Annotated in this window: 16 protein-coding genes and 1 other annotated feature; all 16 genes read left to right on the top strand. The window is 41.9% G+C overall.

Annotation, left to right across the window (positions count from 1 at the left end):
- The first annotated feature begins 80 nt into the window (after window positions 1-80).
- Window positions 81-818, top strand: coding sequence for a hypothetical protein (locus GKZ87_12190; protein ID QSI26194.1), 738 nt, complete (start codon window positions 81-83; stop codon window positions 816-818).
- Between the two features lie 5 nt (window positions 819-823).
- The gene (locus GKZ87_12185; protein QSI27951.1) at window positions 824-1,522 is read left to right on the top strand and encodes a sigma-70 family RNA polymerase sigma factor; all 699 of its coding nucleotides are present in this window, start codon (window positions 824-826) and stop codon (window positions 1,520-1,522) included.
- 203 nt (window positions 1,523-1,725) lie between these two features.
- Window positions 1,726-2,505, top strand: coding sequence for a SigB/SigF/SigG family RNA polymerase sigma factor (locus GKZ87_12180; GenBank protein QSI26193.1), 780 nt, complete (start codon window positions 1,726-1,728; stop codon window positions 2,503-2,505).
- A 47-nt stretch (window positions 2,506-2,552) separates the two neighbouring features.
- The gene (locus GKZ87_12175) at window positions 2,553-2,798 is read left to right on the top strand and encodes a sporulation protein (GenBank protein ID QSI26192.1); all 246 of its coding nucleotides are present in this window, start codon (window positions 2,553-2,555) and stop codon (window positions 2,796-2,798) included.
- A 127-nt stretch (window positions 2,799-2,925) separates the two neighbouring features.
- Window positions 2,926-3,327: a DUF552 domain-containing protein gene (locus tag GKZ87_12170; GenBank protein ID QSI26191.1), complete on the top strand. Its 402-nt coding sequence runs from the start codon at window positions 2,926-2,928 to the stop codon at window positions 3,325-3,327.
- A 3-nt stretch (window positions 3,328-3,330) separates the two neighbouring features.
- Complete coding sequence (locus GKZ87_12165; GenBank protein ID QSI26190.1) at window positions 3,331-4,083, top strand: hypothetical protein; 753 nt, start codon at window positions 3,331-3,333, stop codon at window positions 4,081-4,083.
- 14 nt (window positions 4,084-4,097) lie between these two features.
- Window positions 4,098-4,562 (top strand): cell division protein DivIVA, encoded by a 465-nt coding sequence (locus GKZ87_12160; protein QSI26189.1) that lies wholly within the window; start codon window positions 4,098-4,100, stop codon window positions 4,560-4,562.
- Window positions 4,560-4,768: a binding site (T-box leader), on the top strand. (Overlaps the previous gene by 3 nt.)
- A gap of 38 nt (window positions 4,769-4,806) precedes the next feature.
- Complete coding sequence (gene ileS, locus GKZ87_12155; GenBank protein ID QSI26188.1) at window positions 4,807-7,533, top strand: isoleucine--tRNA ligase; 2,727 nt, start codon at window positions 4,807-4,809, stop codon at window positions 7,531-7,533.
- Window positions 7,534-7,733: 200 nt separating this feature from the next.
- Window positions 7,734-8,468, top strand: coding sequence for an RNA methyltransferase (locus GKZ87_12150; GenBank protein ID QSI26187.1), 735 nt, complete (start codon window positions 7,734-7,736; stop codon window positions 8,466-8,468).
- A gap of 401 nt (window positions 8,469-8,869) precedes the next feature.
- Window positions 8,870-9,295 carry a prepilin-type N-terminal cleavage/methylation domain-containing protein gene (locus GKZ87_12145; protein ID QSI26186.1) on the top strand — a complete coding sequence of 142 codons (426 nt, stop codon included), beginning with the start codon at window positions 8,870-8,872 and terminating at the stop codon, window positions 9,293-9,295.
- Between the two features lie 70 nt (window positions 9,296-9,365).
- On the top strand, window positions 9,366-10,133 hold the full coding sequence (locus GKZ87_12140; protein QSI26185.1) for a prepilin peptidase: 768 nt from the start codon (window positions 9,366-9,368) through the stop codon (window positions 10,131-10,133).
- A 21-nt stretch (window positions 10,134-10,154) separates the two neighbouring features.
- Window positions 10,155-11,357, top strand: a complete 1,203-nt coding sequence (locus GKZ87_12135; GenBank protein ID QSI26184.1) for a type II secretion system F family protein — start codon at window positions 10,155-10,157, stop codon at window positions 11,355-11,357.
- 14 nt (window positions 11,358-11,371) lie between these two features.
- A complete protein-coding gene (locus GKZ87_12130) occupies window positions 11,372-12,283 on the top strand; it encodes a hypothetical protein (GenBank protein QSI26183.1) in 912 nt (303 codons plus the stop codon).
- A 10-nt stretch (window positions 12,284-12,293) separates the two neighbouring features.
- Window positions 12,294-13,031 (top strand): hypothetical protein, encoded by a 738-nt coding sequence (locus GKZ87_12125; GenBank protein QSI26182.1) that lies wholly within the window; start codon window positions 12,294-12,296, stop codon window positions 13,029-13,031.
- Between the two features lie 8 nt (window positions 13,032-13,039).
- A complete protein-coding gene (locus GKZ87_12120) occupies window positions 13,040-13,624 on the top strand; it encodes a hypothetical protein (protein QSI26181.1) in 585 nt (194 codons plus the stop codon).
- A gap of 16 nt (window positions 13,625-13,640) precedes the next feature.
- Window positions 13,641-14,684, top strand: coding sequence for a hypothetical protein (locus GKZ87_12115; protein QSI26180.1), 1,044 nt, complete (start codon window positions 13,641-13,643; stop codon window positions 14,682-14,684).
- Window positions 14,685-14,699 lie beyond the last annotated feature (15 nt).

Genomic DNA, 14,699 nt, shown 5'->3' with positions numbered 1-14,699 from the left:
TTATCAATTAGCGTTTGGCGAATATCGACAGATTCATAACAAAGACCGGCGTATACTGTGGCTGTTGGAGGGATATACGTATGGAAAGCTTTGTAGAAATCAGCATCATACACAATGTCGTTACCATACTTCTGTCGTTTCTGATGGCGTCCTATGCCTGTGTACAGCCGCTGCCTGTACAAAAAATCCTGCTATATGCAATCGGTATCAGCGTTCCCGGCTGTCTGCTGTTTTTTACAGGCTCATGGGTGCTCATGCTCCTTCTGGAGACCGTCTTTTTTTTCTGGCAGTTTCGCCTATGCGCAAAAAGCTGGATGATGATGCTGGTAATCCGTATGCTCTGGTATATGAGTGCCTTTGCATTTTATCAGGGCGGCTTTCATAACCTTCTCTGGTTTGTACCTGTCCATGCCTCCATCCTATGGCTGTGGCTGCTTTATGCCGGTATATTTCTTTTGCTTCATATGAAATGGAAGGATATGCTGGCCAGGATAAACTACTGCTATCGTTTGCATATTGAATTGGCAGACACAACACTTCATCTCAGGGGATGGCTGGACAGTGGAAATCTTTTGAGCTATGAGGGAATACCGGTCTTATTTGTTTCTTCGTCCTATGAGGTATATTTTAAAAAACAGGACATAGAATTGGTAGTAATGAATACCGTTGACGATACCTCAGTCATACGCTGCTATGCATGCATGGCAGCTATTGAGGGATGCCATAGGCACAAGGTGCTGATCTGCTGCAGAAATCATGTAAGCCTACCGCTGAACTGCGAAGTATTGCTGAACATGAATATGATGACACTGGGGTGATGATGATGAAAAAACTGCTGCAACTCATTCGCTTTTTATTTATCAAACAGGATGTCATGGAGGTTTATTACATCCAGGGAAATGATGTACTTCCCAAACCGCTGGACAAGGAGGAGGAGCTGGCGGCGCTGATTGCTCTGGAAAACGGAGATGAGGAAGCGCGCAATACGTTGATTGAACACAATCTACGCCTTGTCGTATACATCGCGAAACGCTATGAAACAAATCCGATTTTTATGGAGGATCTGATCAGCATCGGCAGCATCGGTCTGATTAAGGCAGTCAATACATTTAAACGGGATAAAAACATTAAGCTGGTAACCTATGCCTCCCGCTGCATAGAAAATGAAATTCTGATGTTCCTGCGCAAGAAAAGCCGTCGTAAGGTGGAGGTCAGCTTCGATGAGCCGCTGAATATCGACTATGACGGCAATGAACTGCTGCTTTCGGATATATTGGGAACGGATGATGATGTCGTTACCAAGGAATTTGAAAAAAAGGAAAACAAGCGGGAGCTGCTGGAGGCAATGTCCACACTGAAGGAGAGGGAACGCCAGATTTTGCAGATGCGCTACGGTATTCAGCACGAGGAGCTGACACAGAAGGATATCGCCAAGCGTCTCGGCATTTCCCAGTCGTATATATCCCGTCTGGAAAAACGTATTATCGCAAAGCTGAAGGTGCAGATGAAAAATTCCCAGTAGCCGCATAAGCATCGGATAAAAAATGAACAATCTGCAGTATCTTTGAAGCAGTCTGTCTAAGCATGACACAGACTGCTTTTATTTTACATTTGTCAAGGCTGATTTCCTTCCAATTACTTACAGGAAAAGCTGAAGCGACGCACGCATAACAAAGAAAGTGCTCGGGCACACTGCTAGTACAGACACTAGGAGGCAAAGAGCATATGAGTCGTTATAAAGTAGAAATAAGCGGTATCAACACCGCGCAGCTAAAGGTTTTGACAAATGCGGAAATGAAAGAGCTGTTTGTACAATTACAGCAGGGTGATGAGCAGGCAAAGGAAACGCTGATCAACGGCAATCTGAAGCTTGTTCTGTCCATCGTACAGCGCTTTTCCAACCGCTGTGAAAATATGGACGATTTGTTTCAGGTAGGCTGTATCGGTCTGGTGAAATCTATCGACAACTTTGATCTGAAGCATGAAGTGCGCTTTTCCACCTATGCGGTTCCGATGATCATGGGTGAGATCAAACGCTATCTGCGGGATAATCAGGTTATACGGGTATCCCGTCATTTAAAGGATCTGGCCTATCGTGCATTCAAGCTGAAGGAGGAATATGTACATAAGAATCAGAAGGAGCCAACAATAGCCTGGCTAGCTGAGCAGCTGGAGGTCAAGGAAAAGGATGTTGTGGATGCGCTGGATTCCACACAAAGTGTATTATCTATATTTGAACCGGTATACAATTCTGATGGTGATGAATTGTTTCTGCTAGATCAGATCAAGGATGATAAGGATGAAATCGAGCATCTCAATAACATTATGGCACTCAAGCGCAGCCTGAAAAGACTGAAGGGAAAGGAGCTGGACATTATTCAGAAGCGCTACTATCAGGATATGACACAGACAGAAATTGCCGGAGAACTAGGTATCTCACAGGCACAAGTGTCACGGCTGGAAAAAAATGCCATCGCTGTATTGAAAAAAGAATTTGATTCCTAAGGTTCACATTTATTCCTGAAATACATATACTGAAACAGGTGATAGAAGTGAAATATACGGATATATGCGGCAGACAGGTTATCAATGTAATGGATGGCAGCATGATCGGTCTTGTGAATGATGTGGAATTTGATCCCTGTACCTATGTTATACATTCCATATTTGTACATCCCACACAGCCGATCGTCAAAAAGCTGTTTCCCTGGTTCTTTCCCTGTGATGAAATCGAGATACCAACCCAGGAAATTGAAAATATTTCCGGAGATGTGATTCTTGTGAAATTTCGGTGCTGATAAAATTGTTACAAATATGCAGCCTTTTGAAACAGATTGTGTGACTTGTATAAATTTCATGAAAAATCCCTTTTTATAAAGGGGTTTTTGTGCTAGAATATACGTAATGTATAGGAGGGACGCGTACATGAGCATCAGTCAGAAATTCAAAGAATTTATAGCGCCAATGGATGAAGATGACGTTTTAGAAGTAGAACAGGAAGAAGATACGCCTTCTATTTCCGAATATGAAAGACCGAAATCAAAAGTGAATCACTTGCCAACCGATACGAAAATGGTTCTTTTTGAGCCTCGTTCCTTTGATGAGTCAGAAGAAATCGCCAAACGGCTGAAAGAAAATAAGGCGGCTGTCGTCAATCTGCATAAACTGCAGCGTGATTATGCACAGCGTACCATTGATTTTTTAACCGGTGTAATCTTCGCTCTGGATGGAAGTATTCAGAAAATCGGACATAATGTGATTCTGTGTACACCGCGCAGCGTGGCGGTACATGGAGAAATCAGCCTTGACGCAAGCGAGGAAGACTAAACGTTGACTGTCGCAATTGAGCATTACCGGGGTAACGAGGAATTCGTTCGGCGGCTTCAGGATCAGATTGATCGCATGGAGCGCTGGAATCGGATTGTTGTTACACCCTTTTTTTCGCCTGATCAGATACAGATTGCAGAACGCTTTTGCGGACACCGGATTCTGTATCGCAAACAGGGCGGTTATGCGCAGGCTGAACGCTGCCGGCTTGCGTTTCTTCCCTGGGAGGAGGATGTGGAAATTCCTATCCTGCATGTCAAAGCAAATATTTCCTCCAGCTTTGGACAGATCACGCACCGCGATGTGCTGGGCGCCCTGATGCATCTTGGCATCGAGCGTGAGAAAACCGGAGATCTCATCGTGGATCAGAATACGGTGCATATGTTTGTAGATCCAGATATCGGTAATTATTTGTGTGCGAATCTGACAAAGATACGCAGATGTAAGATTCAACTGGAGGAAAGCGATGAGGTGATCAGCTATGAGCCGGATATCGCATATAAAACGCTGATTGTCTCCTCCCTGCGTTTGGATACACTGGTGTCCGCTCTTTCCAACATGAGCCGTGCAAAGGCAGCGGCATGCATCCGTGCAGGACAGGTAAAAGTTAATCATGTAGTACTTGAACAAACATCTCATTTGTGCGATAATACTTGTGTTATTTCCATTCGCGGACATGGAAGATTCCAGCTGAAAGAGGTTGTGAAGGAAACAAAAAAGGGAAATCTTGTCATTGAGGTTGGCATGTATCAGTGAATAGGAGAGGGATTATGGACAGATACGCATTTGATACAATGAAAAATGGATATAATCGCTATCAGGTGGAGGATTACATTCAGACACAGAAGCTGCAGATGGAAAGCCTCCAGAAAAAACTGGAAAAAGCTAACTTACTGAAAGAGGAGCTGACAAGAGAATATCAGGAGCTGGAGTCACGGTATCGTGATGTCAGTGAAAATCTCGAGGTTAAGGAAAAAGCCGCTGATGAAATGACACGCATGGCGATGAAGGAAGCAAACATGATTGTCGATACGGCACACCGCAACGCTGATGCCATTGTGAAGGAAGCGCTGATGATGGCACGCGGAATTCTTATGGAGGTGGCACGTCTTGGGGACGAGGCGAACGATCTGAAGGGAAGCATGCGTAAGGAGCTGCAAAAAATCACACAGGCTTTGGACGATTTTGAGACGCCGGAAATACCGGATCTTGATTTATTAAAAAAAGAAATTTGAAATGCGATGATAAAGACACGTTTTCGTACAGGGAGTTACAGAGAGCCGGCGGCTGGTGGAAGCCGGTACGAGAGGTATGGAAAATATCACTTTGGAGCAGATTTCCTGAATACAGTAGGGAAATACGATACACTTGTCGTTATAAGCAGAGGGCACATGGAATCCGTGTGAACTAAGGTGGTACCGCGTTATAAGACGTCCTTAGATAGAAGGCGTCTTTTTTTCATAAAAGGAGGATATGGATATGGAATACAAGGATACACTGTTAATGCCGAAAACAAAATTTGAGATGCGTGGAAAATTACCGACGAAGGAGCCGAGCTTTCAGAAACGCTGGAAGGAAAGCGATATCTATGAGAAAATGCTGGAAAACCGTGAGGGCTGTGAAGCATTTGTTTTACATGATGGGCCTCCCTATGCAAATGGGGATATCCATTTAGGTCATGCCCTGAATAAAATCCTGAAGGATGTCATTGTGCGAAACCGTTATATGGCTGGCTATAAGGTACCGTATATCCCTGGTTGGGATACACACGGCTTACCGATTGAAACAGCAATTCAGAAGCTGGGGCATAACCGCAAGGAAATGGAATTATCTGATTTCCGCAAGCTGTGCTATGATTATGCACTGGAACAGGTAGAGCGTCAAAAGAAGGGATTCTTATCCCTGGGTGTTGTTGGTGATTACGATCATCCATATATTACACTGACAAAGGATTTTGAAGCCCATCAGATTGAAATCTTTGCTTCCATGGCTTTGGATGGTCTGATTTACAAGGGACTGAAGCCGGTATACTGGAGTCCTTCCAGTGAGACAGCACTTGCAGAGGCTGAGATTGAGTATAAGGATATCAAGAGTCCGACAATTTTCGTAAAATTCCCGGTCAAGGATGGCAAGGGTGTTCTTGACAGTGATACCTCATTTGTGATTTGGACGACGACTCCGTGGACGATTCCTGCCAACCTGGGTATCTGTCTGAATAAGGATTACACCTATGCGCTTGTGGAAAGCGAAAAGGGTAAGCTGATCGTTCTGGAAGAGCTGGTCAATGCGTTATGGGAAAAGTTCGGATTAGAACGTAAAGAAAAGCTGGCAACCTTCAAGGGAAGCGAGCTGGAAATGATTACGTGTCAGCATCCGCTGTATGATCGGGAATCCCTGGTTATGCTGGGGGATCATGTAACGGCAGATGCCGGTACCGGCTGTGTACATACTGCACCTGGCTTTGGTGCGGATGACTTCTTCATTGGACAGAAGTACGGTCTGCCTGCATATTGCAATGTGGATGAGCACGGCTGTATGATGGAGGATGCCGGAGACTGGCTGAAGGGACAGTATGTCGATGACGCCAACAAGACGGTTACACAGAGACTGGATGAGCTGGGCGCATTGTTAAAGCTGGAGTTTATCACCCATTCCTACCCGCATGACTGGAGAACCAAGAAACCGATCATTTTCCGTGCAACGACACAGTGGTTTGCATCCATTGATAAAATCCGTGAACAGCTGCTTACGGAAATCGCAAACGTGGACTGGATTCCAAAGTGGGGACAGCAGCGTATGCACAATATGATTGCGGATCGCGGGGACTGGTGTATTTCCCGTCAGCGTGCGTGGGGTGTACCGATTCCGATTTTCTATGCGGAGGATGATACACCGATCATGGATAAAGCTGTATTTGCTCATGTGGCTGAGCTGTTCCGCGAGCATGGAAGCAATATTTGGTTTGAGAAGGAAGCAAAGGAGCTGCTGCCAGAAGGCTATACCCATACAGGCTCTCCAAACGGGGAATTCCGTAAGGAAACAGATACGATGGATGTATGGTTTGATTCCGGAAGCTCCCATACCGGTGCTATGATGGAACGCGGTTTAGGCTATCCTGCGGATCTGTATTTTGAGGGAAGCGATCAGTATCGCGGATGGTTCAACTCCTCCTTGATTATCGGTACAGCAGTACACGGACATTCTCCATACAAGCAGGTGCTGAGTCATGGCTTTGTTATGGATGGCAAGGGCGTGAAGATGAGCAAATCACAGTGGAATGCGGTTGCCCCGGGAGAAATCACAAAGAAGTACGGTGCGGATATTCTGCGTTTATGGGCAACAAGTGTGGATTATCAGGCAGATTGCAGTATGTCAGATGAAATCCTGAAGCAGATCAGTGAGCAGTATCGCAAGGTGCGCAACACCTTCCGTTTCATGCTTGCCAATGTAAATCCGGATGAGGATTTCACAAAGGACGATCTGGTCGATATCTATGAGCTGCCAGAGCTGGATCAGTATATTTTAGTACTGTTAAATGAAGTGAATGAAAAGGCAGTAAAGGCATATAAGGAGTACCGTTTTGCGGATATCACCAATATGCTGAGCAATCTGATGACAAATGAGCTGTCTGCATATTATATGGATTATACAAAGGATATCCTGTACATCGAAAAGAAGGATTCTTTAAGAAGACGTCAGGTACAGACCGTGCTGTGGCACGCCATCAATGTGCTGGTACGTCTGTGGGCACCGATTCTTGTTCATACCTGTGAGGAGGTCAATGACTTCTTCCATACTGAGGCAGACAGCATTCACCTGGGCCGCTTTGCAAAGGCTTTGGATATTGAGCATGCGGAGGAAATCAAAGCAGATATGGAGCGCATGATGGCACTGCGTCAGGATATTTTCAAGGCATTGGAGGAAGCACGTGCGGATAAGGTGATTGGAAAGTCCCTGGAGGCACATGTTATCGTAAATGTGAGTGATGAAGATCGTGCATTGATTGAAAAGCTGTGCGGTTCTCAATTCAACCAGTGGCTGATTGTATCAAAGGTCAGCTTCTCTGTGGATGAGCTGAAGCAGTATGAGGCTTGTCAGGTTGCGGTAGAGAAGTGCGAAGGTGTGCTTTGCCCAAGATGTTGGAATATTACAGATTCTGATGCGGAAGACGGTCTGTGTGCGCGTTGTGCAGACGTGTTGAAATAAGTGGTTTACCTACCATATTTGATATAAATATTTGACAGGCGAAATGCAAATTCGTCTGTCTTTTTTGTATTTTATGAAGTGACTGCTGTTTTCTATGGAAATGCGGTCAAAAATACAGTACAATAACAGAGGCTGTATAAGAAGAAATGACAGTAGGACAGTTTGTGTACATCATTTGGTTATAGAATAAGGAGAGCAGTATGGAAATTACATCATTGACAAATGCAAAGGTAAAGCAGTGGGCGAAATATAAGGAAAAGAAGCATCGGGAAAAGGATCAGAAATTTCTGGTCGAAGGTGAGCATCTGATTGAGGAGGCGGCAAGGGCCGGACTGGTAGAGGCAATCCTTGTGGAAGCCGGGCGAGGGCATGACTTTCTGCAGTATCCTGTATATGAGGTCACCCCAGAAATTCTGAAGAAGCTGCAAAGCAGTATCTCCGGTACATGGATTATGGCAGTTTGTCGCATGCCTCAGTACAATACTGCTGATTATGGAGAGCGTGTTATTGTGCTGGATAATGTGCAGGATCCCGGTAATGTCGGGACGATTATACGTTCTGCGCTTTCGTTTGGATATGATGCAGTGTTGTTATCCTCACATAGCTGTGATATTTACAATGAAAAGGTGATCCGCTCCACACAGGGGGCATTGTTTCATGTGCCGGTAATACGGGGAGAGGTCGTGGATATGCTGCAGGAGCTGAAGCGTAAGGGCATCCGTATTCTGGCAACATCCTTGCGAAACGCAACACCGCTTCATGATATCGCTGCATCTGAGCGATTTGCACTTGTGTTTGGAAATGAGGGAAGCGGAGTCAGCGATGCTGTTTTACATCTGGCGGATACCCATGTATATATTGAGATGGATACCTTTGAATCTCTGAATGTCGCAGTAGCGGCTGGTATTTGTATGTATACGCTAAAACGACGCTGATTTTATGACGGTTTTGAGATAAAAGAAAGGAAAGATGGTGCGCCTCATAGGACAAATATCACATTTGTATCACAAAAAGGGTGTGTTATATAGATTGCATGTGATTTTCTGCTGAAAAAGTGCACTAATCTTATTTTCTAACCATTTTTATGCTATAATATAAATGTTGATAATTAGGTAATGTTAAAGGGGCTTTTGTGAAGATATAGGCTGCATTTTCATACCTCGAATATCTATTAACCTATACTATTATGGACATAGGGAAATAGTTACATTCACAGGTGATGATGTATGTTTTTATGTTGAAAACGCATAAAAAAACGGCTGATTTCATTGAAAATCACCTGTTTCATAAATTATAACTTGTGAAACATTGCCTGCAAAAAAAGGAGAAGAGAAAAATGAATGTTAAGAAATTGAAGAAAAACAAGAAAGGGTTTACGCTGGTAGAAATCATCGTTGTTTTGGTTATTATCGGTATTTTGATGGCATTGGCTGTTCCAGCTGTGATGAAGTATATCAATGAAGCTGCGGAGACAAAAGTACAGTCTCAGGTAAGAGCAGGATATATTGCGGCACAGTCTTATACTACGAGCTATATAGGGGAGCATCCAGGTGCTGATGACGTTGCTTTAAATGGAATTACGAAAGATGAAGGTTTTGCTACTAAAGTTAATGAGGAACTTGGTCTGAAACCTAATGCTGACGGAGCGATGACTTCTATTTCATGTGAGGTTAGTAGTAAAAAAATAGATTCATGCACTATTAAGGTAGTCGGTTCTAATACGGAGTATACTGCAACACAAACAAAAATTGAAAAGAAATAATAACTAATTCGTATTTAATATAAAGCCTCTTACAGGAGGCTTTATTCATTAAGAAAGGAGTGGATGATTCTTGGATACAGTCTTATGGATACTATATATCTACTCTTTTCTTATTGGAATCTGTATTGCGAGCTTTCTGAATGTCGTGATTTGGAGACTACCACAGAGATTATCCTTTGTAAAGGGACGATCTTTCTGCCCAGCGTGTGAGCATCCGTTGAAATGGTATGACTTATTTCCGGTTTTTAGTTATCTGTTCCTAAAAGGAAAGTGTCGATACTGTGGAAGCAAGATACCAGTGCGTGATACCGTCTTGGAATTTCTTGGTGGCTGTATTGGGATGCTTTGTTTCTATCTATACGGATTTTCCTGGGATACCATAGTCGTATTTGCGATATTCATGATTTTATTGACTATTACGATGATAGATTTTGATACCATGACGATACCTAATGGTTTGCTTATAGCACTACTTGTTCCCGTTGGTATGTTCACAGCTTTACATACGGAAATGGATATTGTTACCAGATGTATTGGCTTCTTTATTGTCAGTCTTCCCATGTATTTGCTTACAGTGCTGATTCCGGATTGCTTTGGCGGAGGAGATATAAAACTGATAGCTGTTGCGGGCTTTTTATTGGGCTGGAAGCTGACACTGCTTGCGTTCTTTATATCTGTAATAATAGGAGGCTGCTATGCAATTTGTCTCCTTTTGTCCAAAAAAACGGAAAAAGGTGCACATATCGCGTTTGGCCCTTATTTATGCACAGGAATTATGATATCATTACTTTATGGTGAGAAACTGATACAGGTATATTTATCATTGTTTGGTTTATAATGCAGGTTTGGAGGAACATATATGGCGGTTTATAAATATATAGCGAAGGATATAAATTCCAAACGGATAACCGGAAAAATGGAGGCAAACAGCAGAAATGAGCTTTCTGCTTTTCTGCGTTCAAAGGAACAGTATTTAATTGATTGCAAGGATGTGACAAACACCCAGCAGAATACGTATAAGCTGACATTAAAAGAATTATCGGATTTTTCGCGTCAGCTGGGCGCTATGATTGGCTCCGGTGTCAGTCTGATTCGTGCAATGTCAATTCTCGTACAACGCGAGGATAAACCAAAAATAAAAGCAATTTATACAGATATGTATCGTAAGCTGCAGCAGGGACAAACATTGTCCATGGCAATGGAATCGGAAGGAAAAGCGTTTCCGGAGCTTATGATCAATATGTATCGGACAGGAGAAAGCAGCGGGCAGATGGAAAAGGTAGCTATGACCATGGCGCTGCAGTATGAGAAGGACGATCATATCAAAAGGAAGATTCGAAATGCGATGATTTATCCAATTATTTTATTGTGTGTAACCGTATTCGTTATTGTTGTTGTGTTTACATGGATCGTTCCAAGCTTTTCCGAATCCTTTAAGGGAATGGAGCTTCCCTTGATTACAAAAATCGTAAATGGCTTATCACAGATCATGATAGAATACTGGTATTGGCTGCTCATTGGTATCCTTTGCATATTCGGGCTGATTACAACATTGCTGCGGGTTGAAAAAATACGGTATCGCGTTGACAAAATGAAGCTGAAAATACCGAAGATTGGAAAACTTCTGCGAATTATTTATACAGCACGGTTTGCACGAAATATGTGCTCTCTGTATACGAGTGGAATTTCTATTATCAATGGCATCTTAATCATTCGCAATACGATTGGAAATAAATATATAGAAGCACAGTTTGACAGTGTCGTTGGAATGGTGAGAAATGGAACATCGTTATCTCAAAGCGTGCAGAAAATAGAAGGCTTTGACCCAAAGCTGGCAAGCTCTATCTATATCGGTGAGGAAAGCGGACGGCTGGAAAATATGCTGACATCACTTGCGGATGATTTCGACTATGAATCAGAAGCTGCTTCTCAGCGCATGGTGACATTGCTGGAACCGGTTATGATTATCATTCTGGCATTGATTGTATTATGCGTTATGCTGGCTGTACTGCTGCCAATTTATCAGATGTACCAGAATCCTTCAGGTATGACAGGCTATTAGTAAGGGAGAATCTTATGGCAAAAGAATATGTAATCTATATTTCATCACATGCAGTACAAATGATATACGGTTCATGTGATAAAAAGGATATGATAAAAATAGAAGCATTTCATGAATATCCTCTGGAAGAAGGCGCGATGATCAATGGTGTCATAACGGATGATTCTTCCATACTGGAAATATTGAAGGAGCTTCATGAAAATGGTGTAAAGGAAGCAAGGCTTGTTATTGACAGCGGGCAGATTTTGGTGAAAAATATCCAGGTTCCTCAGCTATCAAAAAAAGAATTGATGAAGGTTGCCAGGGATGAGTTATCCGATATTGACGGCAGCTATGAAGATCTTGTTTATGATTACAGTGTACTTCAATCGGCGTTTGCGGATGAGAATAAAAAGGGCGGAGAGATTCTGTGCTGTGCCGCTGAGAGAAAGCTCTTAACAAGCTATATAGAGCTGTTTGAAAGTGCAGAAATCAAATTGAAAAGCATGGATATCTCCATAAATGCACTGCATAAGCTGACACAGGAGCTGGCTGATCTGGATAACAAGACCTATATTGTTTCTGTGCTGGATGGCAATAATGTATCTTCATATCTGTTTGAAAAAAATCATTACACCTTCTCGAATAGGACGCGACTTTTTTCAGAGCGTGGGACACAGGCTTTCATATCTGAAATGAACAGTAATATATCACAGCTGATTCAGTTTAGTAAATCCAAGCAAAGTCCGTATCCGATTGAGATAGCTTACTTCTGTGGACTGGATGATGCGGAGGAACGCATGGTGTTTGAAAGTATACGGACAAATCTGTCCATGCAGGCAGAGCAATTCCCGGATTCAAAAATTGTCTATGTTACAGCACAGTCCTATAATGATTTCCATTTACATGATTATGTATTTCCGGTAGGCTGTTTGATTAGAAAGTGAGGTGTATGGGATGTTTCAAAACGGGTTGAAAAACAAAGATATTGATTTATTAAAAGTTTATAAACAGAAAAAAGAAGCTTCACCATATGCCAAAACGTTAAAATACCTGGCATTTCCAATTTGTGCTGCAGTTATTTTACTGACATGGTTTGGTAGTCTGACGTATCAGAATCATACACTTAATTCCGATATTGCTGCTGCAAAGGAGGAACTGAAGCAGGTGCAGAAGCAGATTGCGGAGGATCCGGATTTGGAAAAATACCAGTCCCTGCAGAAGGCGATGAATGATGTAGAAAAGTATAAGACACTGCACAAGGATATTCAGTCTTACCCGCAGCTTAGTCAAAATACCTTTGACCAGATTCTGATTGCTTCTGATTTGAGTACATCTGTCGTATCTTTATCCTATCAAAGGGATACACAGATCGTATCGCTTCAGGTGGAATCTCTGACAGCTGAGGATACCGAGCAGTTTGTTAGAAGATTAAAGAAAAGTAAGATATTTGAAGCGGTTGACTATTCCGGATATGCGCAGTCTGAAAAAGAGACACAGACTGCAGGGGCAACCGAACAGAATACGGATACACAGAAAACGGAAACGAATACTGATACAGAAAAGAAGGATGATGCAGAATCTGCCGCACAGCAGCTGCTGGATTTATTGAATAAGAATAACGAGACGAATACGCAAACGAATAAACAGACGACAACAGTATATTCAGCTACTGTTCTCTGTAAACTGAAGTAGGTGAATTTATGCAGACATTAACAAAACGGGAAAAATTTATGCTGTATGTATTGTTATGTATTATCATTTTTGCCGGAGGAGTGTTTTGGATGCTTATGCCGGCACTGGAAAAGCATAACAGTCTGAAAGCAGATTATGATACAGCACAGCTTGAATTGCAGTCAGCGAAGGCTTCCATCATCGATTATGGAGATTTGGATAAAAAGCTGAAGGAAACTTCTGAGGAATTGAAAAATATTAAGAATAAGTTTTATGAGGATATGAAGAAGGAAGATGTCGATAATCTAATTACCTCTATGACTATAGAGCATGGGCTTACTCCTGTCAGTCTTAGTATCGCAGATGCGGATGAAGAGCCTATTATGAGTTATACAGAATACGAGTTGCAGCAGAAAAAGTCTACAAATGCAAAGAGTAATACACAGATAAAGGTTTATAATGTGAATTTAAGTGTGTCAGGTGCTATTGCGGATGTTCAGACTCTGATCGATGATGTGCGAACAACAAAGTCATTAAAGGTTTCCGGAGTGACATATTCCCAGGAGAATGAGGATCAGACAACAACCATTACATTTAAACTGTTCATGATATAAAAAGAGAGGTGAGAATATGAAAAGAAATCAAAAAGGCTCTGCACTGCTTTGGGCAATTACGGTAATCATGGTGCTGATGATTACGGTGGCAGCTGCATTGGGTATTTCATATTCTTACTATAATCGAAGTGTACAAAACAATAATAGACGACAGGCTTATTTAACAGCAAAGGGTGTTATACAGAATATTGTAGAGAAAATAGAACTGGATAATGAGGATTATATTTCTATGATACCAGAGGAAGTTAACCAGTCAACGCCTCTGAATATAGATTTACCTGAAAATGCGAATCTGGGAACGGTAACAGAGGCTAAGATAGCCCGTGTTGAGGTTGATAAGGATAAAGATATACGAGGAAAGTTAACAGTAAGCATCACTGTTGATTATGCAGGTCAGACAGATACAGTAAATGCGGATATGCAGCTGGGAAGAACCGGAGATTTGAAAAAATGGCAGCTTTTAAAATACTATAAGGGGCAGGGAGCAGACGTTCAGGAGAATATCAATATCAAGAATGCGAAGATTATGATGTCTCATTTAACACCTCTTTATGAAGCAGCTTGTTCTGGAAATGCCATACTGAAAGAGTATTTGAAAAAGGATCCTGACATAACAAACAGATTGATAAATCAGTTTGGAGATAGTTGGGAAAAATATGCAAATATTGGTTACTATAATAATGATTGGATGCGTTCCTATCTTTACTATGGGATTTATCAAAGTCAAATACCTATGTTTGTTAATAGCGCTGCATCTCATTTACCAGAAAATTTTAAAGGCAAAACCTTCTATATGAAAACGTATTGTTCTGATGGAAAAAAATTATCTTTTGTATACGCAAATGATAGAAATAGTATGAATAATGGTGATTGGGAAGCCTATATGATATTTAATGTTGAAGATGGTCATTGGTATAATGTGACTGAAATGAATGGAAGTAAAATTGAAACATTGAAAATTATAGGTACGTTAGTTGATGGAAAAGTGCCAGAGAATGAATTACTCAATTGGGAAGCATTCAAAAAGAAATATTTTATACCAGAAAGATGTGTTGATTAAAGAAAGAGGTGATGG

The sequence above is a fragment of the Erysipelotrichaceae bacterium 66202529 genome, assembly GCA_017161075.1.
Taxonomy (GTDB): Bacteria; Bacillota_I; Bacilli_A; order Erysipelotrichales; family Erysipelotrichaceae; genus Clostridium_AQ.
This window is presented reverse-complemented; position numbering and strand designations above follow the sequence as displayed.